Consider the following 22,740-nt stretch of genomic DNA (forward strand, 5'->3'; position numbering starts at 1 on the left):
GGGCGAGCAGTGAGGTGCCGCGTGAAGACCCTGCCCGACAACCCCAGCCTCGACCACCTGCGTCAGCAGGCCAAGAACCTGCTCGCCGGCCTGCGCGACATCGACCCGGCCGCGACGCTGACCACCGCGCAGGCTCGGCTGGCCGAGCAGTACGGCTTTTCCACCTGGGCAGCGCTGAAGGCCGAGGTCGCCCGGATGCGGGGCCGGGCCGAGATCGCCGAGGTGTCCCTGGCCCACGCGATCGCCGCCAGCTACGGCCTCGGTGACGTAGTCGGCGAGATGCGCTCCGTGGCCCGTGCCGACGACATGGGGCGTCGCTGGTGGCTGGTGACGGACCGGGGCCGCTGGGCGGTGCGGACGATGGACACCTGGTGGCCCATCGTCGACGCCGAGACCGACGTGGCGTTGCAGCAGGCCGCCGCGACCGCCGGCATCCTGCTGCCCGCGCCGGTGCGCAGCCGTGCGGGCCGGATCGTCGAAACCATCGGCGGACACCGCTGGCGGGTCTACGAGGGGCTGCATTCCGGGCCACCGCTGCTCGCCCCGGCCCGCTCGTCGGTCACCCGTGCGGTCGGTGGTGTCCTCGCCGCGATCCACGGGTTCGGCCTGCCGGTCGATCGGGTCAGCCCCTGGCACGGCACCCGGCTGACCACCAAACGCTGGTCCGACCTCGCCGCCGGTGCTGCGGCTCGCCGGGCCAGCTGGGCTGCCGCGCTCGATGCAGCGGTCGCCACCCTGACGGACCTCGACGGCATCGGGATCGACACCGAGGCGCCGGAACCCGTGCTATGCCACAACACCCTCGGTCCGGCGAGCACCCGACTGGCCAGCAACGGCCGCCTCGTCGTCGTCGGTTGGGAACATGCCGGCGGTCAACCGCCGAGCTGGGAGCTGGCCAACGCACTGCTGGACTGGGCCGTGGTCCCCGGTGGGGTGGTCAACGTGGCCGGCGCCCGCGCGTTGCTCGACGGGTACCGCACGACGGCGGGCACCCTGCCACCGCTGGACCTTGCCGCGTTCCGTGGCGCGGTCACCAGCCTGGCCAACTACGTCTTCGGGCAGGTGGACGGTGCCCTGGAGGCAGCCGACGACGAGGAGCGGCGGTACGCCGACCGCAGCGTCGCGCACCTACTGACGCACCTGCCCACCCGCGCGGTCCTGGAACAACTGCTGGACGCGGCCACCGGGGCGGTACGCCGCTGACCGTGGACCGGGCAGCTCGGCCCGGTCCCGGCTGCGGTCGAGGGCGGTGCGGGACGGCGGGCTCAGCCGGTGGCGACGGCGGCGCGGGAACGGTCGCTGGCGATCCGCACCGCCATCGCCGCCAGCACCGTGCCCATCAGCATCCGCTGTACGCGCAGCCACAGTGGCCGCCGGCTGAGGAAACCGGCGATGCCACCGGCGGTGAGCACGATCAACGTGTTCACCGTCAGCGCCACGACGATCTGGGTCAGCCCGAGCAGCAGGCTCTGCCCGGCGACGTTGCCGCGTGCCGGGTCGATGAACTGCGGCAGCAGCGACACGTACAGGATGGCGATCTTCGGGTTGAGCAGATTGGTGACCAGCCCCATGGTGAACAGCCAGCGGGCCGGATCCGGTGGCAGCGGCGCCGGGTTGAACGGCGACTGCCCGCCGGGGCGCAACGCCTGCCACGCCAGCCACAGCAGGTACGCCGCGCCGGCCAGCTTGACCGCCGTGTACAGGGCCGGTACCAGCACGAACACGGTGGCGATGCCGGCGACCGCCGCACCCAGGTAGACCGCGAAGCCGGCGGCGACCCCGAGCAGCGAGATCAGCCCGGCTCGTCGGCCCTGGGTCACCGACCGTGACACCAGGTAGACCATGTTCGGTCCCGGCGTCAGCACCATCCCGAGGGCGACCAACGCGATGCCGACAATTCCGGCTGTACCGACCATGTCCGTGACCCCCGTCCCACCGTGACTCTGAGCCTAGGGCACCGGGGAATGCCGGTCGGGCCCGTGACGCTGCGCCATCGGGAGACAGTGGTCACGTTACGGTTGTCCGGGGAGGTGGCGAGGGTGGAGATGCGGTGGGAGGCGTCGGTCGAGGCGCAGATCCGGGCGGCGCAGGAGCGCGGCGAGTTCGACAATCTGCCCGGTGCGGGCAAGCCGATCGCCGGCCGGGGGACACCCTACGACGAGTCCTGGTGGATCAAGAGTTTCCTGGAGCGCGAACAGCTACCGACCAACCTGTTGCTGCCCACCCCGCTGCTGCTGCGTCGCCGCATCGAGCAACTGCCCGACGAGGTCCGGGATCTGCCCACCGAGCAGGCGGTGCGGGCGGTCGTGGCCGATCTCAACGCCGAGGTGCTGGCCTGGCTGCGTAACCCGTCCGGCCCACGGGTGGTGGTGCGTCCGGTGAACGTCGACGAGGTGGTGCGCCGCTGGCGGAACGAACGGCGCAAGGCCGTCCCGCCGGCGCCCGTCGCAGAACCGCCAGCCCGGCGACGGCGTTCCTGGTTCCGTCGCCGCCGCACCGCCTGAATCGGCCTCCGCCTGAGGCACCGCAGCTCAGGAGCGTCTTGCATCGGGCGCGCGGAGGTCGACCGTGTAGAGGATGAGGGCGCCGCGTTCGTCGTGGTCGGTGCGTTCGGCGTGCATTCCGAGTCGCTCCACTATCCGGCGCGACGCGGTGTTGTGAGGTCGGATGCTGGCCCAGACGCGCGTTGGATGCCGGAGGCTCGGCACTCCTTCAGGACGGCGGTCGCGGCCTCTGATGCCAGTCCCTGCCCTTGGTGCTTCTTGTGGATCATGTAGCCGAGTTCAGGCTCGGCGTAGGTGCTCCGGCCGCGCAGCATGCCGCAGTTCCCGATCAGCTGGTCGGTGTCGATTCCTCGTAGCGCATACCAGCACAATCCGTGTTCGCTTTGCGCGGCGATGCGGTTCTGAATCCACCGGTGCGTCTCGGCTAGAGAGGTGAAGGGGCCTGATCCGATGGTGTTGGTCTCTCGGTCAGAGAAGAGGGCGTGTAGTTCCTCAGCGTCGGCGAAGGTGAACGGGCGCAGACGTAACCGCATCGTGGTCAGCAAGGTTCGCATAGATCCTCCGGAATGAGCTGCTGCGCATCAGGCGGCCGGGTGGGTGCTGGGTCCGAACCTTTCGATCGTGCGGCCAGGCATTCCACCTTGTTGACGGGTTCGAGGTTGTCGACCACCGCTTGAGATCGACTGGCGGACGACATGAATCAATTAACGGATTACCGGTTATGCCAAACCATCAATTACGAGACCGCAAATCGGACATAACGTACGCACATCATAATGACTGTTAAGGTGCGTAAGCGCTGAGGCTGGTGTAGCAGTCGCCGAGAGCGGGCAGCTCGGCCCCGGTACGGATTCGGCTACGACGTCCCCGACAGCCCCACCAGGGTCACCTACCCCGAGTCGACCGGCGTCGTCCAGGACCGTGGGTACGACCGCCGACCTGGTCGGTACCGCACGGCTCGGTATCCAGGCGGGGAACGACGGTAGGTCACGCACCGGCAAGGGAGTCGTGGCCCGGTAACGGATACCGGACTCCGTCGAGATACTGGCTTGATGCGGGACGAGTGGATCCATGTCGGGCGGTTGTGGACCAACGGTGAGCAGTTCCTCGCCATCGACAGCGCCGGGCGTGGTGACTGGCGGGGAGATAGTGAAGAGGAGTTCGATCGGACTCTGGAGTTGACGCCGGAGGAGACAGGGCTTTCGGTCGGCATGCGGATGGCGGTTCTCGTCGGTGGGGACGGTGTCGTTCGGGACGACAGCTGGATTGAGGTCTTCCGGAGCACGGGTCGCCGTCGCGGGGCGTCGATCCGGGGTTACTGATGAGCACCGAGGGTGTGGCGGCCTACCGGCTGAAGGTTCGCTGGTTCACGGAACTCGACGAGAAAAGCTGCTTCGCGCGCTGGCTGCTCATTCCGTCGGCGGCCGGTCACTGATTGACCTCTCCTTGCGGTGGTCGCTGGGCGTAGTCGTAAACCGCTTGAGCGTCGGCCGCACGTTCTCATAGGTTGCCTGCGACCCGTGGCAGTGAGGACAGAGGACGAACCGCGTGACCCCGCCTGCTCGCTAGACCTGACATCTTCCGCTCACCGGTAGCCGACGCTTGCGTCGGCTCTGCCGGGCTGCCGCCGCGCGCCCGGTCGTACCGCGTTTGAGGCCGCGCTCAATCGGCCTCGGGTCAGGTCTTTCGGAGCAATCGTGTCTTCACAACCTCATATCGTGCTGCCCTGGGTCGTCCGTCGGACCAGGCTGCCGCTGCTGTCGCTGCACTGCGTGGACTGCCCGTCGGGGTCGGCCACCACCGGTCCCGGCAGGTTTCGCGTCAATGCCAACCACAAGTTGCTCGACGTGTGGCTGCTGGTCCGCTGCGTGTCCTGCGACCGGACCAGCAAGCTCACCGTGTACGAACGCACCCCGGTCAGATCCTTCGATCCGGCCGAGTTGCGCGGATACCGCCTCAACGATCCGGCACTTGTGGCGTCCCGGCTGTTGGATCCGCAGCTGGCCCGCCGCAACCGGTTCGCTCTCGACTGGACCGGGGCGTGGCGGCTGGACACCTCGTCGGGGTGGCCCGACCGGACGTGGCCGGTCCAGGTGGCGGTCGCCTTCGACGATCCGGTTCCGGTGCGTCCGGAACGGCTCATCGCGCACGGGCTCGGCCTCAGCAGGCGCGAGGTACTGCGCCGGATCAAGTGCGACATTCCGTTGCGCCGTCCGAGAAGTACCGACTTCACCTTCACGGTGACGGCTGGACCGTGACGGTGTGGCCGGGCGGGTGCCAACCGACCCGCCCGGCCGCCCCGTCCCCGCCACGGCAGGCGGCGGGGACGGCCGGGTCAGCAGGAACTCGCCCGTACGCCGCACGGGCTTCAGCGACCTCTGCCGCCTGGCGCGCCCGCCAGCGTTGCTGCGCCAGCCGGTTGCAGGCCCGGCAGACCCGCCGGAGGCGACCCGTCGCCGGGTCGGTCTCCCGCTCGTGCCCGTTGCGGCAGCGCGGACGTTGGGCGCGTTCCCGGCAGGTGTCCGCGTGGCTGAGCTGGCGCAGATGGGTCGGCTCGATGCAGTCAGGCGCGCCGCAGTCGTGGTGGACCTCCAGGGTGGGGTCGTAGCCGCCGACGAATACCACGTACGCCGCGATGTGCGCCCACGCCCGTCCGGCGAGCTTCTGGTACCCGCCGCGCTGGCCGCCGTACCCGCGCACGACGAGGCATCCGTTGTCGGCCCGCATCGAGCGGGCGAGCAGATATGCCCGCAGGGTGTCCTCGGTGAAGTGTCGGGACAGACCGTTGACCTGAGACAGCACCGGGCCAGCGTAGGGGTCGGGTGCGACGCGAGGTACCGTCCGGTCGATCATGATGTGTCGGCGCGCCTGATCGTCAACCCGCACCAGGACTGAGAGCATTTTTCACATGCGTCCGCACGACACTTCGGTGCAGTACCGCCCGTCGGCCTACCCGGCGCTGCCCGACGGGCCGATGGCCGTCACCGACGCCTGGCTGCGTAACCGGCGGTTGAGCGAGCACACCCGTGATGCGTACCGCCGGGACGTCGCCGGCTGGCTGGCCTGGTGCGCCGCCCGGCACCTGGATCCGCTGCGGGCGAACTTCCTGCACGTCAACGAGTACGGGCGGGCGTTGGAGAACACCGTCTCCGACCGGACCGGCCGCCCGCTGACCCCGGCGACGGTGGCCCGGAAGCTGTCCGCGCTGTCGAGCTGGTACGACTTCCTGATCAAGCTGCGGGCGGTGGAGCTCAACCCGGTGGCCGGAGCCGACCGGCCCCGGGTCGACCGGGACCACTCGGCCACGGTCGGTCTGGCGCCCGACGAGGTGGACGCGCTGCTCGCGGCGGCCGAGGCCGAGACGGGGCCGACCGCCGCCCGCAACCGGGCCGCGGTCGCGCTGCTCGCCGACCTGGGGCTGCGGGTGGGGGAGCTGGTCTCGCTGAACCTGGACGACCTGGGCGCCGAGCGGGGACACCGCAGCGTGCGCTTCGTCGGCAAGGGCGGGCGGTCGCGCCGCCGGGCGTTGACCCCGGGCACGGCGTACGCCGTCGACACGTACCTGGCCGAGCGGGCCGCCGCGCAGCGGGTGCCGGTGGCGGAGTTGGCCGGTCCGCTGCTGGTCACCGCCAGCGGCGCCCGGCTCGACCGGCACTCGGTGTTCCGGCTGGTGCGGCGGCTCGCCCGGAGCGCCGGGATCGCCGCGTGGGCCCGGCTGTCACCGCACTCGCTGCGGCACGCCTTCGCCACCACCGCCCGGTCCGAGGGGGTGCCGTTGGAGGACGTGCAGGACGCGATGGGCCACGCCGATCCGCGTACCACCCGACGCTACGACCGGGACCGGCACAACCTGGACCGGGATCCGGCGTACGCGATCTGGGCGGCGAGGGCCCGCCGTCGAGGCTGAGCGGCGGGTCAACCGCGCGTCGTGCGGACGCAGTACACGTCGCCGGAGTTGGCCTCGTGTGGCAGCGCGAGCAGGTGCGCGGCCATCTGCTCGGCATCGACCCAACGCCCTAGGGTCAGCGACTTGTCGTCGCCGAGGGCCACGTCGAAGCCGTCGAAGCCGAGGGCGGCGAGCCGGTCCAGGCAGCGCACCGCGACCGCCCGTCCGATCGTGGTGAACTCGAAGGACAGGGCGGGCAGGGGATGGCTCAACCCGGCGAGCACGGCATCCTCGAAGCCCTCCACGTCGATCTTGACGAAGCTCGGCGTGCCATGTTCGGCGATCAGCGCGTCGACGGTGGTCACCGGTACCTCGATCTGGCCGTCCCAGACCTGGCCCTCCCAACCGCCGGCCCCGGCGGCGGCCGCCACGAAGTCGGTGGAGGCGGTGGAGACGGTGGGATTGGCCGAATTGACCAGGAAACCGATCCGCCCGGGTTGGGCACCGCAGGCCGCCTCGATCAGCGTGACCTGGTCGTCGTCGGCGTAGATGGCCCGCAACGCCCGCAGGCACAGCGGTTGCGGCTCGACGGCGATGACCCGGGCACCGAGCCGACGGAAGCTGCCGATGTGGTCCCCGACGTGCGAGCCGATGTCGAAGACCAGATCGCCGGGGCCGACGAAGCGGGCGTAGAAAGAGTCCATCGCCGCGTCCCGGTCGGGGTTGCCGTAGTAGACCTCAAGCGATCGGCGCAGGGAAGCGGTGCGCGGGTCGGTCTTGAGGGCCTCGACCGCGGCGGAATGGGTACCCATCGCAGCACCTTAACGTGCCCGGCCTGCCCGCTGTGGCGGTCCGACGTGTTGCCGCACCGGGCGACCGGCGGACCCGTCGCCGAACCCTCTCCGGCCCCCGGCTCCTGCGGAGTCCCCGGCTCGGTCTGCTGGCGACCCGTGATCTTCCGGCAGGGGTCGGGCGCCTCATGGCCGAGTTGTCGGCACGGCGCTGGTCAGGAAGTCCCGGATGTGGCCGACCACGGTGTCCAGGTGGCTTTCGAGCAGGAAGTGGCCGCCGCCGGACACCAGATGGATCTCGGCCTCCGGTAGATCCTGCGCGAATGCGCGGGCGCCGTCCGGGCCGAAGATCTGGTCCTCGGCTCCCCACACGGCCAGCAGCGGGACGCGACTGCGTCGGAAGTACGCGTGCACCTGGGGATAAAGGGGTGGGTTGCTGGCGTAGTCACGGAAAAGCGCGAGTTGCGCGAGGTCGTTGCCGGGGCGGCTGATGTCTCGGTGGTCGAAGGTCCAGGTGTCGGGGTCGACCAGTTCGGGGCGGTCCACCCCGTGCAGGTACTGCCAGCGGATGGCGTCCAGGCCGAGCGCGATGCGGACTCCCGGCTCCGTGTCGGGGCCCGGGTCCTTGGCGTAGGCCCACACGGGTAGCCAGAACTGCGGGACGAAGCCCTCATCGTAGGCGTTGCCGTTCTGAGTGATCACCGCGGTGATCGCCGTCGGGGTGCGGAGCGCGAGCCGCCATCCGATGGGAGCGCCGTAATCCTGCACGTAGATGGCGTAGTGGCGCACGCCGAGTTCGACCAGGAGCGCCTCGGTGATGTCGGCGAGTGCGTCGAACGTGTACGGGAACGTGTCGGCGGGCGGGGTGTCGGAGTGACCGAAGCCGAGGTGGTCGGGGGCGATGACGTGGAACCTGTCGGCGAGTCGTGGAATCAGGTGACGGAACATGCGTGAACTGGTGGGGAAGCCGTGCAGAAGCAACAGCGTCGGCGCGTCGTGGGGGCCGGCTTCCCGGTAGAAGATGCGGTGTCCTCGCACGGTGGCGTACTGGTGGCGAACCTCGACCATGACCAAGACTAACCCTTTCAGGTCTTTTGGGTGATTACCTTCGCCCTGGTGGACGGTCGACTTGACGGCGCGGGTCGGGCGCGCTAAATAAGGAAGTGGAAGTTGAGTCTGACGGACTCAACTAGGGACCTTCGGCCAGGAGAACCGAGGAGGCACACGATGCTGATGCGCACCGACCCGTTCCGTGAGATCGACCGGCTCGCCGAGCAGTTCTTCGGCAGCACCAGCCGCCCGGCCGTCATGCACATGGACGCCTACCGCGACGGCGACTTCTTCTACGCCGCCTTCGACCTGCCCGGAGTCGACCCGGAGAGCATCGACTGCACGGTGCAGCGCAACGTGCTGACCGTGCGCGCCGAGCGGCGGCGTGCCGCCGGCGACAACGTCGAACTCGTCGCCGCCGAACGCCCGATGGGCGTCTTCAGCCGCCAGCTCTTCCTCGGCGACACCCTCGACACCGACAGGCTCGAAGCCGGCTACGACAACGGCGTGTTAACGCTGCGGATCCCGGTGGCCGAGCGGGCCAAGCCCCGCCGGGTCACCATCAGTGCGACCGGCAACGGCCGCAAGGAAATCAAGGCCTGATCGACGACCTGCCCCGGACGTGGCCGGACGGGAGGCGGTAACCGTCCCGCCCGGCCACGTCTGCTTTTCCGCCCGCCGCAGCGGCCGATTCTCTACCGTCGAGTGGTGTGGGCGCTGCGCAGCCGTGGAGCAGACCGGCCCGGCGACGCCATCCGATGCGGGTCGGCCTCGTCGTCGCCGCAGCCGGGACGGCACTGTGCTGTGTCGGGGTCGCCGGGCTGGGCGCCTGGAACCTGCAACTGGTCACCCAGGCCGCCGCCCCGGTGCGCCAGACCGCCGAGGGGTTCCTGCGCGAGGTCACCGCGGGAGACACCGGCAGCGCGTACGAGCGGCTCTGCGACGACGCCCGCACCCGGTGGAGCGAACTCGGCTTCACCAGCTGGGTACGCACCCCGCCGGTGGTGCGCAACTACGAGATCGTGGACGTGTCCGTGGCCACCCGGGGCGGCCGACCCCACGGCAAGGTCACCGTGCTGCTGACCCGCGACAGCGGCAGCACCGAACAACGGGACCTGTCGGTGGTACGGGAGGACGGCGGCTGGCGCGTCTGCGGCGACCCGTACTGACACCGCCCCAGGTCACGCGGTCACGCGGTCACGCCGGAACCGGCTCGGCCGCCTCGACCAGCCGGCCGTCGCGCAGCACCAGCACCCGGTCGGCCAACTCCACGAGCGTCGGGTCGTGCGTGGCGACCAGGGCCGTCATGCCCCGGGCCCGCACCACCGCCCGCAGCAGGTCCATCACCGCCCGGCCAGTCTCCGAGTCCAACTGGCCGGTCGGCTCGTCGGCGATCAACAGCGCCGGGTCGTTGGCCAACGACCGGGCGATCGCCACCCGCTGCTGCTGCCCACCGGACATCTCGTACGGCCGCTGCGCGGCGTGCCCACCCAACCCGACCAGTTCCAGCAGCACCGACACCCGCTGTTCACGGTCCGCCGCCGGCACCTTCGCCAACCGCATCGGCACCCCCACGTTCTCCGCCGCCGACAGGATCGGCACCAGTCCGAAAGACTGGAACACGAACCCGATGGTGTCCCGACGCAGCCGCAGCAGCTCCTTCTCGCTGGCCGCCGTCACCTCCTGCCCGGCCACCCACACCCGCCCCGAGGTGGGCCGGTCCAGGCCACCGATCAGGTTCAGCAGGGTCGTCTTGCCCGCCCCGGAACGGCCCCGCACCGCGACCAGCTCACCGCGACCGGCACGAAACGACACCTCCCGCAGCGCATGGACGACCCGGTCACCACCGCCGTAGTCGCGGCTGAGCCCCTCGACCCGGATCAACTCCTGCTCGCTCACCGCGCACTCCTCTCGTCACCGGAACGCACCTGCACGTGGTCCGGCTCCAGGGTCAACCGCACCCGGTCCCGCAACGCCAACGCGTCGACGAAACCCGCCGGCAACTGCATCCGCCCGGCCCGGTCCAGCACCGCGTACTCCTCGGTCACCAACTCCTCGACACCGTCGGCGCCGACCCGCGCGGTGCGGTGCACCTCCGAGGCGGTGCGGCCGTCGCGGATCGACACGGTCCGCCGCACCTGCGAGGCGACCTGCGGGTCATGGGTCACCACCACCACGGTCACCCCCAACTCGGCGTTGATGGTGCGCAGCGCGGCGAAGACCTCCCCGGCCGTCGCCTCGTCCAGCTCACCGGTCGGCTCGTCGGCGAAGAGCACCTCCGGATCGTTGGCCACCGCCACCGCGACGGCACAGCGCTGCTGCTCGCCGCCGCTCAGCTGCCCCGGCCGACGGTCCGCGCAGTAGCCGACGCCGACCATCTCCAGCAGCTCCGCCGCCCGCCGCCGAGCGGCCCGCCCACCCCGGCGCGCCAGCCGCATCGGCAACTCCACGTTCTCCCGGGCGGTCAGGTACGGCAGCAGGTTGCGTGCGGTCTGCTGCCACACGAACCCGACGGTGTGCCGCCGGTACCGCAGCCGCTTGGCGGCCGACATGGTCAGCAGGTCGAACCCGGCCACCCGGGCGATGCCAGCGGTCGGCGTGTCCAACCCGGACAGGATGTTCAGCACTGTCGACTTGCCGGAACCGGACGCGCCCACGATCGCGATCAACTCACCACGGTCCACGACCAGATCGAGGCCCTGCAACGCGACGACCTCCACCCCCTCGCTGGTGAAGATGCGTACCAGCCCGTCGCAGACGATGTGCCCGCGCAGCCGGTCGGCGCCACCGGCCCGCGCGGCGGCCCGCTCCGCCGCCCGTCGTTGCAGCGTCGCCAGGTCCGGACCATCAGACACCATCGTCACGGGTTCTCCTCTCCCAGACGCAGCACCTCACCGAGGCGCATCCGCCGGTTCATCAGGTTCTCCACCACAAGCCCGGTCACCAGGCCCAGGACCACCAGCCCCAACACGGAGGCCAGCACCAACGGATCCAGGTGAGCGCGGACCGGCACACCGGGCACGAACGCCGACAGCCCGAGCGTCGACCCCAGGATCCTGGGCAGGGCCGCACCCACCGCCGCCCCGGTCAACGCCGCGACCAGGACCAGCGGCACCAGCTCGTACACCAGCAGCCGCCGGCCACGGCCGGCGGACAGACCCAGGGTGCGCAACCGGGACAGCATCCGGCCCCGCCCGGCGGCGTCGGCGACCACCGCGAACCCGACGGCCAGCACCGCCAGCGCGGTGCCGCCGGCCGCGCCGGCGGTGAACGCCAGGGTCAGCACGTCGTTGGCGCCGGTGCGGTCCAGATCCTCCCGGTACGCCCGCCAGGTCTGCAACGACGCCGGCACCTGCGTCCGCGTCACCTGCACACCGAGCACCGCCGACTGCCGTCGCCGCTGCGCGTCGTCGGCCACCCCCAACAGCCGCGCCTCGTCGATGTCGTCACCGGCCACCAGATAGCGGTTCGGGATGATCGGTGTGTACTCGTACTCGGGCAGCGCCTGCCACGGCAGCACCACGAACCGTTCGGTGCCCAACCCGACGCCCGGGAAGGCGTCGGTCACCTCGGCCACCCGGAACTCGTACAACCTGCCCTGCACGTCGACGGCAGCCCGGTCACCGACCTGCGTGGCCACCTCCGACGACACCACCGCCGGTACCGGCCCGTCACCCCGGGCGGCAGCCCGCAGGGCGGCCGGCACGTCCACCTCGACACCGCTGCGCGCCACCACCTCCGCGAAGGCCGGACCGTCCACCACCAGCACCCGGGCCGTGCCGATCTGCCGCGACGGCGACCCGGCCTCCGGCACCAGCCGCCGATTCGAGTCCACCCACACCCGGGCCACCGCCGTCACCCCGGACACCCCGGACAACGCGTCCTGCGCGTCGGGGGAGAAGGTGTACCCGGTCAGCCAGGCATCCGCCGGCACCGTCAACGTGGCCGCCCGGTCCCGGGCCGCCCCGACGGTGGTGGTGACCACCCCGCCGAACACCCCGGTGCTGACCGCGACGATCAGCAACGCCAGCGGACCCAACGCCACCGGCGCACCCCGACCGGCCCGGGCGACACCGAGGAACAGCACCGCGCCCCGGGCCCGCGCGGCCAACCGACCGGCCGCCCGCAGCGGCCACGGCACCAGCCGCACCGCCACCAGCGCCGCGGCCACCGCGACCAGCACCGGCACCGAACTGAGGTACGCGTCGACACCGGCACCCGGGTCGAGACCACGGCGACGCAGCAGCAGCACCCCGAGCACGGCCAGCACCAGCACACCCGCCTCCACGGTCAACCGCCGCGTCGACGGACGCCGCCACGCCACGTCGGCACGCCCGGTGACCACCCCGACCCGCCGCTGCGAGTGCATCGCCAACACCGGCACCACCGCGGTGGTGAGCACCGCCAACGCCAGCACCGACCAGGGAAACACCCCGTCTCGCCCCGGCACCCGGCTGCCGACGAACCAACCGACAAGCACCGCCAACGGCTGCACCGGCGCGGACTCCGCCAGCGCCCGCAGCCCCACCGCGGTCAGGGCGGCGCCCCGGGCCCGCAACAACGCGAACTCGTCACGTCGCCGCGACACCGTCAACCGCGCCGCCAGCACGATCAGCCCGAGCAGGCTGGCGACCAACCCCGCCTGCACCACCGCCAGCAGGGCCTGCACGGCGCGCAACTGCCCCGCGAACCGCGACAGGGCACCGTCCAGCGACGTCTGCACCGTCGCACCCGAACTCCACGACATGCGACGGGCCTCCGCCACCGCCGCCGTCACCGACTCCAGCGTCGCCGCGGTCAACCGCCGCTCGTCGAGGCGATACCGCCAACCGCTGACCGCGGGGACCCCAATGCCGGCGGCGACGATGTCCACGCCGACCCAGTCGGTCACCCCCGCCACGACGTACGGCTCGCCGTCCAGCACCGGGACCACCGGCTCCAGCGCGTAGCCCAGGTCGTCCCAGACCGGGTCACCGACGTCGCGCGGCTCGAACACCCCGACGACGCGCGCATCCGCCTGACCGTCGCGTCCGGCGAACCGCAACCGCTGACCGGCGCGCAGGGACAGTGTCTCGGCCACCGCCCCCGACACCACCACCTCCACCGGGCCGCCCGGGCGGGTGCGGGGCCAGCGTCCGGCGGTCAGCTCGGCCGCCTCCGCGACGCCGGTCTGGGCCCGCAGGCCGAACATCTTGCGGGCACCGCCGTCCATCGGCGGCTCGTCGCCGACGGCGAACAGCTGCTCCTCGTCCAGCGACGCCGCGTACCACCGACGCTGCACCAGCTCCGGCAGCGGCTGCGGCAACTCGGCGGCGTAGCGATCCAGGTCAGCCTGCCCGGCCGCGACCGGCGCGGGCCGCTGACCGGCCAGCGACACGTCCCGCACCAGGTGCGGCAGCCGGGCCACATCCGCGCGTAATCCCCGGTCGGCGTACTCCCCGGTCAGCCGCGGAGCGGCGGTCAGCAGCAGCGCCGCCACCAACCCCAGCACCGCCAGCAGGCCCACCTGACCGCCGTACGCCCTGATCCGCCTCGCGCTCACTGGGCTGGCCTTTCGTTCGCGACTGCGGGGCTCGCAAGCTCACTCCTCGCGCTCACTGGTCCTCCCCGGCACGTAGGTGCGCGGCGGTGAGCCGGCGCCGCACGCTCACCGACACCGCGGCGCTGAACGCCAGGGCCAGGGCCAGCAGTCCGACGCCGGTACCCAGCACCGGCGCCCAGTCGACGCTCAGCAGCGGCGGCGGATCGGGGCGGTCCGCCGACGGGGTCAGGATGACAAGCGGGGCCATCGTCGCCGCCACCCCGATCCCCACCGCCAACCCCACCAGCACCCCCATGCCGGCGAGGAGGGCCTGTTCGGCCAGCAGCGACCGGGCCACCAGGCGGTGACCCGCGCCGAGGGTGTGCAGCACCGCCAGTTCCCTGGCCCGCCGCCGCGCCGTGGCGCTGACGTCCACGGCCACCCCCACCGCGGCCAGCAGCACCGCGGCCAGGGCGGCGACGAAGAGGGCACCACGGGCACCGACGCCGAACGGGTCGCGGGCCAACTGGTCGGCGACGTCGCGGCGGTCCAGCACGGTCAGGTCGTCGAGCGCGGCGGCTGCCCCGGCCACCTGTGCCGCCGCGCCGGGCCGGGCGGCCACCCACCACTCCTGCGGCGAGCGGACGATGCCGTGTTCGTGGAACAGCCGGGTACGCAGCGACGGCAGGTCGACAAGCAACGCGGCGTCCTCGACGTCACCGGGCAGGGCCGCGACCCGGTCGACCACGACGACGTCGACCTCGGCGCCGCCCAGGAAGAGCCGGGTCTGCGCCCCGACGTCGACGTGCAGCATGTCCAACGCCACCGCGGTGGCGACCACCGGCACCCGGTTCGTGCCGCCCGGGTGGGTGACGGCCAGCTGCACCGGGGTGTCCGGGGCGTTCCAGGTCACCGGAACATCACGTGCGTAGCGGCCGGACAGGGCGGCACCCGAGCCGGTGGCCGTGATCGCGGTTCCCGCGCGGTCGACCAGCTGCCACGGTCCGCCCGCGTCCAGGTCGATCGGGGTGCCGGTGCTGGTGTCCGGGCTGGCCCGCAGGTTCGACAACCGCCAGTCGAGGCTCAGCCGCGGGCCGCCGAGGGTCTCGGCGGTGAAGCCGGCCAGCCGCCACGGCCCGTCGGTGGCCGGCAGCTCGACGGAGAACCGCAGCGGTTCACCAGCCCAGCCGGTCGAGCCCAGGGCCACCCGGCGGTGTTCGCCCCGGGCGTCGCTGAGCACGACCTCGTGGCGGATGGGCACGCCGCTGTCGACGACGCCCCGGGTGCGCAGCTGACCGGTCAGTCGCCGGGTGCCCGCCGGCAACGCCGTCGCCGGTGCCCGTACCCGGCCATCCGCGAGGCCGTCGAGCAGCCGGTCGGTGGATCCGCCGGCCAGGTCGGCACGTAGCCGCAGCACCCCGTCCGCGCCGTCGGCGTCCACCGCCACCATGGTCGCCGGCTCGGCACCGGCACCGAGCCGCACCGGCTCCCGCCAGACCGGCAGGACCGCCCGGGTGCCCGGCAGGTCGGCGAGCTGGTCGGCGCGGTCGTCGGGGGCGGCACCGGTGGTCTCGGTCAGTCGCAGGTCGGCACCGACCCGGTGGGCGGCCTGGTCGTCGAGGGACCGTTGCGCTGTCCCGGCGAGGGACCAGGCAAGGGTGCCGACCGCCACGGCGAGGGCGAGCAGCAGCACCGGCCCGGCGTGCGGGCGCCGACCGGCCTGCCAGGTGCCGAGCATCACGGCGGTCCACGGCCGGCGGTCCACCCACCGTTCCGTCAGCCGCACCAGCGGCGGCAGCAGCCGCAGCGCGAGCACCGCCCCGGCCAGTACCCCGAGCGTCGGCGCTGCCGCCAGCAGCGGATCGACGCCCAGCTCACCGCCACGGGAGCGGGACAGCGGGGACGAGTATCGGCTCAGCTGGTACCAGCTGAGCAGGGCCAGGCCGACGAGCAGGACGTCCAATCCGGCCCGCTGCACCATGCCCCGCCGGCTCGGGCGGGACCGGCTGGCCAGGTCGGCGACGTAACTGTCGCCGCGACGCAGACTCGGCCCGATCATCGCCGCCGCGCAACCGGCGGCCGCGATCCCGGCCACCAGCCACACCGTCGGGTCGGCCCAGTCCGGCCGTAGCGACACCGCGGCGAGGCCGGGCAGCCGGTCGGCCAGCCCCAGCAGCTCCACGACGAGCGGTGGGGCGAGGACCACGGCCGGCAGGACCACCAGGGTGGCCTCCCGGGCGGTCAACCCGGCCACCTGCCAGCGGGCGGCGCCCCGGGCCCGCAACAGCGCGGTCTCACCCCGGCGGTGCTCGGTGAGCAGGATCGCCACGAGCAGCAGCGCGTACCCGCCGAGCACCACCACCAGCAGCATCGGCGTGACCAGGGCGGACCTGCCGACGAGGGTGGCCTGGCGCAGTCGTTGCACCAGGTCCACCAGGTCACCGCTGACCACCGCGGAGTCGCCGAGGCCGGCCTCGGTCGAGCTGCTCGTGGTGATGCGGGCGGCGGCGTCGGCGAGCCGGTCCAGGGCGGTCGGACCGATCCCGGCCAGGTCGGGCTCGACCAGCCAGCCGGCGGAGGCGTTGGCCAGGAAGTGGGTGGCGAAGTCGTCCCGGGACACCGTCAGCGGGCCGTAGGTGGCCGCCTGCGGCAGCGAACCGGTGCTCGTCTCCGGCGCCAGCCGCCAGTACGCGGCGTCCGGGTCCACGGGCGTGAACACACCGGTCACGACCACCTCGGTGACCCGCCCGGTGAGCCCGTCGGTGATCGGGATGCGGTCGCCGACACCCACCCGCAACGTCGTCGCCGCCACCTCGGCGATCGCGGTCTGCACCGGACTCGCCCCGGGCTGCGGCCACGCCCCGGAGGTCAACCGGGCGTGCGCGGGCAGATCGTCGAGGAACATCACCGACGCATAGGTGGCACCGCTACGGTCGGCGACGGCGTCACCGGTGTCGCCGCGCAACTGCCGACCAGCCGCGTACCCGGCGGCGCTGATCCTTGCCGGCAGACCGGCCAGGTCGGCGGCGACCTGCTCCCGCAACGCGCCGTCACGGTCGCGCAGCGCCGCCTCGGTACGTCCGGCGGACGCGCGTACCAGGACCGACCGTTCCTCGGCGGTCGCCGAGGCCAGCACGTTGCGGGTGCCGGAGTCGACGACGTCCCGGTTGTACGCGGCCAGACCGGTGAGCGCGACGGTGGCCACCAGCGCCGCTCCGGCGGCGGCCAGCAGCAGGCCCCTGGTGGCCCGGGCACGCCGCAACGCGAACCTCATTCGTCCTGTACCCCCGCCGGTTCGCGGGCCGGTGCGGCCCCTGGTTGCTCCCGTCATGCACCAGAAGGGGTCGGGGCCGGGGAAAGGTTCGCAGCGGTGATCGTTTCGTTATGCGGGGGGCGCGGGGCTCAGGTGCTGGGCGCGGTGCTGCGGGGGCCCAGGTCACCGGCGCGGTGGTGCCGCCGGCAGAGCACCTGGTACCGCACGTCGGCGGTCTCGACGGTGTCGCCGATGACGACCTGTGCGCCCTCGCGGGCCACCCGTCCGTCGGCCACGCGGGCGTTGAGCAGCCCCTCACGGCCGCACCAGCAGAGCACCTCGACCTGGATCCGGGCCACCGAGTCGGCCAGTTCGAACAGTCGCTGCGCCGCCGGGAACAGGCTGGAGCGGAAGTCGGTGGCCAGGCCGAAGGCGTACACGTCGACGTCGTAGCTGTCGACCAGGTCGGCCATCTGCTCCACGTGCTCGACAGCGTAGAAGCTGGCCTCGTCACAGATCAGGTAGTCCACCCGCACCCCGTCGGCCCAGGCGTCCCGGACCAGGGTGCGCAGGTCCAGCTCGTCGGTCACCTCGACGGCCTCGTGGGCCAACCCGATGCGGGTGGTCACCTGCGGGCCGAGTGACCGGTCGATGCGGGTGGTGACCAGCCCCCGGCGTCCCTGCCGGGCATGGTTGTAGTTCATCTGCAACGCCATCGTGGACTTGCCGCAGTCCATCGGCCCCCAGAAGAACCGCAGCGCGGCGGCGTGCGCCGGTCGTCCGTCCACGCCCCGGGCGGCGACGCACCCGGCCGGGTTGTCGCCCGCACCGGGCAGGGTCGGGCGGGCCAGGCAGGTCGGTACGGCGTCGTCGGTCGTCACGGACCGGCAGCCTAGTGCGCAGTGACCCCGGCCCGCGCGGATGCCCCGACCGGGGTGTCGATCATCGCATCGCCGCCGGGGTCAGAGCACCCGGGGCGGGGTGTTGCCGGCGGCGACGATGGCCCTGCGGATCGGCACCGCCAGCAGCAGCAGGAAACCGACCACGAAGAAGATCAACAGCGAGACCAGGCCGAGCCGGTAGGAGCTGGTGAGCTGGAAGACCAGGCCGAACGCCGCCGGCCCGAGCCAGCTGGTGCCCTTGTCGCTGATCTCGTAGAAGCCGTAGTACTCACCTTCCTTGCCGGCGGGGATCAGCTGGCTGAACAGCGACCGGCTCAGCGCCTGACTCCCGCCGAGCACCAGGCCGATGGCCGCGCCGAGCACCATGAACGGCAACGGTGCCTCGGCGGGCAACCAGAACGCCGCGCCGATCACCGCCGTCCACAGCACCAGGCTCAGCAGGACCGTCTTCCAGGCCCCGATCCGCCCGGCCAGGGCGCCCAGCCCCAGCGCGCCGCCGAACGCCAGGAACTGCACCAGCAGGATCGTCACGATCAGGGTGCTCTGGCTCAGCCGCAGCTCCTCGATGCCGTACACGCTGGCCAGCGTGATGACGGCCTGGATGCCGTCGTTGTAGATCAGGAACGCCAGCAGGAAGAACAACGTCAGCGGGTACGCCTTCATGCCCCGCACGGTGCGGCCGAGCTGCCGGAACCCGTCGGTGAGCACGTTGCCGCGGCCACCGGCGGCCAGCGCGGCGGCGGTCGGATGCTCCCGCAGCCAGCGCAGCGGCACCAGCGTGAACGCCGCCCACCACAGCCCGGCCGAGACGATCGACCAGCGGGCCAGATCCAGGGTGCGTTCGGTGGTGCCGTTGTCGAACGACTGCACGACGACGAGGTTCAACGCCAGCAGCAGGCCGCCGCCCAGGTAGCCCAGCGCCCAACCCCGGCTGGAGATGGCGTCGCGCTCCTCCGGGCCGCCCAGTTGCGGCAGGAACGAGTTGTACACCACGAGCGCCGCGCCGAAGCTGATGTTGGCGATGATGAACAGCGCCCCGCCGAGCAGGTACCGGTCCCCGGTGACGAAGAGCATCCCGATGGTCGCCGCGGCGCCGGTGTACGCGGTGGCCGCCAGCAGCCGCTTCTTGTGCAGCGACCGGTCGGCGATGGCGCCGATCACCGGCAGCACGAAGACCGTCAGCAGCACCGACAGCGTGATCAGGTAAGGGTAGTACGAGCCGGGGGCCACCTTGACGCCCAGCGGGTAGACGTAGCCGGAGCATTCGTCCGCACCGGGTTCGCAGCCGGCGGCGAGCTTGGCCACGCTGGTCAGGAACGGTCCGAGGAAGACCGTGATGACGGTGGTCTGGAAGGCCGAGTTGGCCCAGTCGTAGAGGTACCAGCCGGAGCGTTCGCGGCGGGTACTTCTCGGTGGTGGGATGTCCTGTGCCGCCGGGGTGACCGTCTCGGCCATGGGGGTCCTCCGCCCAGGTTGTTCAGGCGGCCCAGTGGCCGCGGCTGCGGTAGACGTCGCGCAGCACGCCGACGTGGTCGGTCATGATGCCATCAACCCCAAGATCAAGTAACTCGTGCATCTCGGTGGGTTCGTCGATCGTCCAGACGTGCACCTGCAGACCGAGCCGGTGGGCCATCCGCAGGAACCGACGGTCGACCACCGGCACCCGGCCGTAGCGCACCGGCACCTGCGCGGCCACCACCGACGGCGGCAGCCGCAGCGGCCGCCCGGTCCACGAGGCCCACCGCAGCCGGGCCACCCCGCGTACCCCGAGGCTGGTGGCGACCCGCCCGCCGGTCAGCGTCCGCAGCCGGCTCAGCCGGGCGTCGCTGAACGAGGCCAGCAGCACCCGGTCGGCCGCACCGGTCCGTTCGACGGTGGTCACCGTGGGGGTCACCCCCTGGTCGGATTTGACGTCGATGTTGAACCGCACCTGCGGCCACGCGCCGAGCACCTCGTCGAGGCGAGGCACCACGGCGGAGCCGCCGACCCGCACGGTGGCCAGGTCGGCCCAGCGCATCGCGCCCACCCGGCCGCGCTGCCCGGTGACCCGTTGCAGGGTGTCGTCGTGGAATACCACGGCCACCCCGTCGGCGGTGCCGTGCACGTCGGTCTCGACGTACCGGTAGCCGAGCTCGACCGCCCGGGCGAAGGCGGCGGCGGTGTTCTCGTCGCCGTCGGCGGCGCCGCCGCGGTGGGCGAAGGCCAGCGGCGCCGGCGCGTCGAGGTAGGGGTGCGCGGTGGTGGGCACGGGGCGCAGTATGCCTGGCCCCGGTGACCGTCCGGTGGCGGCCCGGCGGCGAGCTGGGTTCGTCCCGTGTTCCACACCCCACGCGGTACCCGCTGGTGACGGCCGGAGGCCGGACAGGGATCTGCGCTTCTTGGCCGGGCGTCCGGGGCGGGTGCGTCGGCCACCCGAGCCGCCACGGGCGGTACGGCGGGCGACCCGAGCGCCTCAGCCGGCGGCGGGGCGGCGTCGATGTGCGCGGCTGAGGTCGACCGGACGGCCGGGGTCGACGTGGCGGGGCCGGTCGGGTTCGTCCGGCCGCAGCGGGGCGAGGGTGTCGGTGATCGCGTCGATGATCCGGTCGGTGGCCCGTCGGGCGGCGCCCGGCGTGCCACGGGTCAGGTCGGTCAGCTCCACCGGGTCGCCGAAGTGCACCCGGACCGTCGGGCGGCGGACCAGCGCGCGGGCGATGCCGCCCAGCAGGCCCTTGGGGGTCTGGTAGGGCAGCACCTCGTGGGATCCCCACTGGGCGACGGGAATGACGGGTGCACCGCAGGCCAGGGCGAGACGGGCGGCACCGGTCTTGCCGCGTTCGGGCCACATGCCCGGGTCCAGGCCGATGCGTCCCTCCGGGTAGACCAGGATCGGCGCGCCCGCGGCGACCGCGGCGGCGGCGTCGTCCAGGGCCCGGTGTACGCCGCTGGTGCCCCGGTCGACGCGGATGTGCCCGGCCCGGCGCATCGCGGCGCCGATCAGCGGGGCCCGGAAGAGCCCGCCGGTGGCCATGATCCTCGGTGCCACCCGGCGGGCCCGGCAGGCCGCGGCGAGCACGATCGGATCGAACGGGCTGATGTGGTTGGCGGCCAGGATCAGCGCTCCGCCGCGCATTCTGGCCGGTAAGTCGCCGGTGACCTCAAGCCGCGCCAGCATCCCGACGACGACGCGCGCCAGCAGCAACGCGACGCGCCAGATCAGCGGCGGACGCCAGGGGGAGTGGACGGCTTCCATCAGCGGGACATGGTCGCACGGCAGACCGACAAGGCGGCGGTCAGGGCGGGCCGTACGGCAGAGGTGAGCAGGGTCATTGGTCCCGGCCCGGTTCGGGCCACCCGCCCCTGCCGATCCGTGTACGACACGCAGTAGTATTTACTACGTCTTGTAGTATGAGTAGCCTGGGGGTCGCAGGTGGACGCGTTGGACGTCGCCCGCTGGCAGTTCGGTGTCACCACCGTCTACCACTTTCTCTTCGTACCGCTGACCATCGGCCTGTCCGTCCTGGTCGCCATCCTGCAGACACTCTGGCACCGCACGGGGGACGAGAAGTACCTCAAGCTCACCAAGTTCTACGGCAAACTCTTCCTGATCAACTTCGCCATGGGTGTCGTCACCGGCATCGTGCAGGAGTTCCAGTTCGGCATGAACTGGAGCGACTACTCCCGCTTCGTCGGCGACATCTTCGGCGCACCCCTGGCCATCGAGGCCCTCGTCGCGTTCTTCCTCGAATCCACCTTCATCGGCCTGTGGATCTTCGGATGGGACCGGCTGCCCGCACGCCTGCACCTGGCCAGCATCTGGGCCGCCGCGATCGGCACCAACCTGTCGGCGTACTTCATCCTCGCCGCGAACTCGTTCATGCAGAACCCGGTCGGCTACCGCTACAACCCGGACACCGGCCGCGCCGAACTGACCGACTTCGTCGCCGTGCTGACCAACAAGGTCGCCCTGATCACCTTCCCGCACACCATCGCCGGCTCCTTCCTGGTCGCCGGATCGCTGCTGGTGGCCGTCGCCCTGTGGCACCTCATCCGCAACCGCGACAGCGCCGACACCCCGGCCTACCGCTTCGCCGCCCGCTTCGGCTCCTGGGTCACCCTGGTCGCCGCCACCGCCGTCGTCATCACCGGCGACATCCAAGGCAAGATCATGACGCAGGTGCAGCCGATGAAGATGGCCGCCGCCGAAGGCCTCTACACCACCGAGAGCCCCGCGTCGTTCTCCGTCCTGACCATCGGCAGCCTCGACGGCAGCCGGGAACTGTTCGCCCTCAAGATCCCGTACCTGCTGTCCTACCTCGGCACCGGCGACCCCAACGGCACCGTCCAGGGCATCAACGACCTCCAGGCCCGCTACAGCGCCCAGTACGGCGCCGGCAGCTACACCCCGATCATCCCGGTCACCTACTGGAGCTTCCGGCTCATGATCGGCTTCGGGCTCGCCGCCGCCGCCATCGCCCTGCTGGTGCTCTGGACCCAGCGCAAGGGCCGCACCGTCCCGAACAGCAAATGGCTGCTGCGCGCCGGCCTGGCCATGCCGATCCTGCCGCTGCTGGCCAACTCCTTCGGCTGGATCTTCACCGAGATGGGCCGCCAACCCTGGATCGTCTTCGGCGAGATGCTCACCCGCGACGGCGTGTCCCGCAGCGTCTCCCTGACCGAGGTGCTCACCTCCTTCACCGCCTTCACCCTCATCTACGCCGTCCTCGCCGTCATCGAGGTGAAACTGCTGATCCGCTACGCCAAGGCCGGCGTACCCGACGTCACCCCGGCCCCCGAACCCGACGACACCGACGACGCCGAGCGCCCGCTCGCCTTCGCCTACTGAGCCCGGAG

21 protein-coding genes are annotated in these 22,740 nt (G+C 71.9%); 8 read left to right on the forward strand and 13 right to left on the reverse strand.

Annotated features, from left to right (window positions below; all coding sequences use genetic code 11):
• Positions 1 to 21 precede the first annotated feature (21 nt).
• The gene (locus KBX00_RS18795; RefSeq protein ID WP_210828776.1) at positions 22 to 1,203 is read left to right on the forward strand and encodes an aminoglycoside phosphotransferase family protein; all 1,182 of its coding nucleotides are present in this window, start codon (positions 22 to 24) and stop codon (positions 1,201 to 1,203) included.
• 62 nt (positions 1,204 to 1,265) lie between these two features.
• On the opposite strand, the gene KBX00_RS18800 is transcribed toward KBX00_RS18795, so the two are convergent.
• Positions 1,266 to 1,916: a LysE family translocator gene (locus tag KBX00_RS18800; RefSeq protein ID WP_210828777.1), complete on the reverse strand. Its 651-nt coding sequence runs from the start codon at positions 1,914 to 1,916 to the stop codon at positions 1,266 to 1,268.
• Positions 1,917 to 2,045: 129 nt separating this feature from the next.
• Between KBX00_RS18800 and KBX00_RS18805 the strand changes: the two genes are divergently transcribed.
• Positions 2,046 to 2,504: a DUF1992 domain-containing protein gene (locus tag KBX00_RS18805; RefSeq protein WP_301548217.1), complete on the forward strand. Its 459-nt coding sequence runs from the start codon at positions 2,046 to 2,048 to the stop codon at positions 2,502 to 2,504.
• Positions 2,505 to 2,635: 131 nt separating this feature from the next.
• On the opposite strand, the gene KBX00_RS18810 is transcribed toward KBX00_RS18805, so the two are convergent.
• Positions 2,636 to 3,058, reverse strand: coding sequence for a GNAT family N-acetyltransferase (locus KBX00_RS18810; protein ID WP_210828779.1), 423 nt, complete (start codon positions 3,056 to 3,058; stop codon positions 2,636 to 2,638).
• Positions 3,059 to 3,556: 498 nt separating this feature from the next.
• Between KBX00_RS18810 and KBX00_RS18815 the strand changes: the two genes are divergently transcribed.
• Positions 3,557 to 3,826, forward strand: a complete 270-nt coding sequence (locus KBX00_RS18815) for a hypothetical protein (RefSeq protein WP_301548194.1) — start codon at positions 3,557 to 3,559, stop codon at positions 3,824 to 3,826.
• Between the two features lie 396 nt (positions 3,827 to 4,222).
• A complete protein-coding gene (locus KBX00_RS18820; RefSeq protein WP_307868872.1) occupies positions 4,223 to 4,762 on the forward strand; it encodes a DUF1062 domain-containing protein in 540 nt (179 codons plus the stop codon).
• Here the strand turns inward: KBX00_RS18820 and KBX00_RS18825 are convergent.
• Entirely contained in the window at positions 4,740 to 5,306 is a 567-nt protein-coding gene (locus KBX00_RS18825) for an HNH endonuclease (RefSeq protein WP_301548195.1), read from the reverse strand. The two genes, KBX00_RS18820 and KBX00_RS18825, sit on opposite strands and share 23 nt — an antisense overlap.
• 106 nt (positions 5,307 to 5,412) lie before the next feature.
• On the opposite strand from KBX00_RS18825, the gene KBX00_RS18830 reads away from it, so the two are divergent.
• A complete protein-coding gene (locus KBX00_RS18830) occupies positions 5,413 to 6,411 on the forward strand; it encodes a tyrosine-type recombinase/integrase (RefSeq protein ID WP_210828783.1) in 999 nt (332 codons plus the stop codon).
• Positions 6,412 to 6,419: 8 nt separating this feature from the next.
• Here the strand turns inward: KBX00_RS18830 and KBX00_RS18835 are convergent, their stop codons facing one another.
• Both KBX00_RS18835 and KBX00_RS18840 read right to left on the reverse strand, forming a co-directional pair.
• Positions 6,420 to 7,202 carry an FkbM family methyltransferase gene (locus KBX00_RS18835; RefSeq protein ID WP_210828784.1) on the reverse strand — a complete coding sequence of 261 codons (783 nt, stop codon included), beginning with the start codon at positions 7,200 to 7,202 and terminating at the stop codon, positions 6,420 to 6,422.
• Between the two features lie 165 nt (positions 7,203 to 7,367).
• A complete protein-coding gene (locus KBX00_RS18840) occupies positions 7,368 to 8,249 on the reverse strand; it encodes an alpha/beta fold hydrolase (protein ID WP_210828785.1) in 882 nt (293 codons plus the stop codon).
• Between the two features lie 159 nt (positions 8,250 to 8,408).
• Between KBX00_RS18840 and KBX00_RS18845 the strand changes: the two genes are divergently transcribed.
• On the forward strand, positions 8,409 to 8,834 hold the full coding sequence (locus KBX00_RS18845) for an Hsp20/alpha crystallin family protein (protein WP_210828786.1): 426 nt from the start codon (positions 8,409 to 8,411) through the stop codon (positions 8,832 to 8,834).
• 107 nt (positions 8,835 to 8,941) lie between these two features.
• Positions 8,942 to 9,400: a hypothetical protein gene (locus tag KBX00_RS18850; protein ID WP_210828787.1), complete on the forward strand. Its 459-nt coding sequence runs from the start codon at positions 8,942 to 8,944 to the stop codon at positions 9,398 to 9,400.
• 28 nt (positions 9,401 to 9,428) lie between these two features.
• Here the strand turns inward: KBX00_RS18850 and KBX00_RS18855 are convergent, their stop codons facing one another.
• The 8 genes from KBX00_RS18855 to KBX00_RS18890 all read right to left on the reverse strand — a co-directional run bounded on the left by KBX00_RS18855 (position 9,429) and on the right by KBX00_RS18890 (position 21,139).
• On the reverse strand, positions 9,429 to 10,130 hold the full coding sequence (locus KBX00_RS18855) for an ABC transporter ATP-binding protein (protein WP_164449865.1): 702 nt from the start codon (positions 10,128 to 10,130) through the stop codon (positions 9,429 to 9,431).
• Entirely contained in the window at positions 10,127 to 11,089 is a 963-nt protein-coding gene (locus tag KBX00_RS18860; RefSeq protein WP_210828870.1) for an ABC transporter ATP-binding protein, read from the reverse strand. Before KBX00_RS18860 ends, KBX00_RS18855 begins: the two co-directional genes overlap by 4 nt.
• Positions 11,090 to 11,091: 2 nt before the next feature.
• Positions 11,092 to 13,773, reverse strand: coding sequence for an ABC transporter permease (locus KBX00_RS18865; RefSeq protein WP_210828790.1), 2,682 nt, complete (start codon positions 13,771 to 13,773; stop codon positions 11,092 to 11,094).
• 52 nt (positions 13,774 to 13,825) lie between these two features.
• On the reverse strand, positions 13,826 to 17,026 hold the full coding sequence (locus KBX00_RS18870; protein WP_210828791.1) for an FtsX-like permease family protein: 3,201 nt from the start codon (positions 17,024 to 17,026) through the stop codon (positions 13,826 to 13,828).
• Positions 17,027 to 17,154: 128 nt separating this feature from the next.
• Positions 17,155 to 17,856, reverse strand: coding sequence for a thymidine kinase (locus tag KBX00_RS18875; protein WP_210828873.1), 702 nt, complete (start codon positions 17,854 to 17,856; stop codon positions 17,155 to 17,157).
• Between the two features lie 111 nt (positions 17,857 to 17,967).
• Positions 17,968 to 19,362 (reverse strand): MFS transporter, encoded by a 1,395-nt coding sequence (locus KBX00_RS18880; RefSeq protein WP_210828792.1) that lies wholly within the window; start codon positions 19,360 to 19,362, stop codon positions 17,968 to 17,970.
• Positions 19,363 to 19,384: 22 nt separating this feature from the next.
• Positions 19,385 to 20,155, reverse strand: a complete 771-nt coding sequence (locus KBX00_RS18885) for a glycerophosphodiester phosphodiesterase (RefSeq protein ID WP_210828793.1) — start codon at positions 20,153 to 20,155, stop codon at positions 19,385 to 19,387.
• A 204-nt stretch (positions 20,156 to 20,359) separates the two neighbouring features.
• Positions 20,360 to 21,139, reverse strand: a complete 780-nt coding sequence (locus tag KBX00_RS18890; protein ID WP_210828795.1) for a 1-acyl-sn-glycerol-3-phosphate acyltransferase — start codon at positions 21,137 to 21,139, stop codon at positions 20,360 to 20,362.
• Between the two features lie 177 nt (positions 21,140 to 21,316).
• Between KBX00_RS18890 and KBX00_RS18895 the strand changes: the two genes are divergently transcribed.
• Positions 21,317 to 22,732 (forward strand): cytochrome ubiquinol oxidase subunit I, encoded by a 1,416-nt coding sequence (locus KBX00_RS18895; protein ID WP_210828797.1) that lies wholly within the window; start codon positions 21,317 to 21,319, stop codon positions 22,730 to 22,732.
• Positions 22,733 to 22,740: the final 8 nt, after the last annotated feature.

Origin of the sequence: Micromonospora sp. C95, from assembly GCF_018070465.1 — a bacterium.
Classification (GTDB): Bacteria; Actinomycetota; Actinomycetes; order Mycobacteriales; family Micromonosporaceae; genus Micromonospora.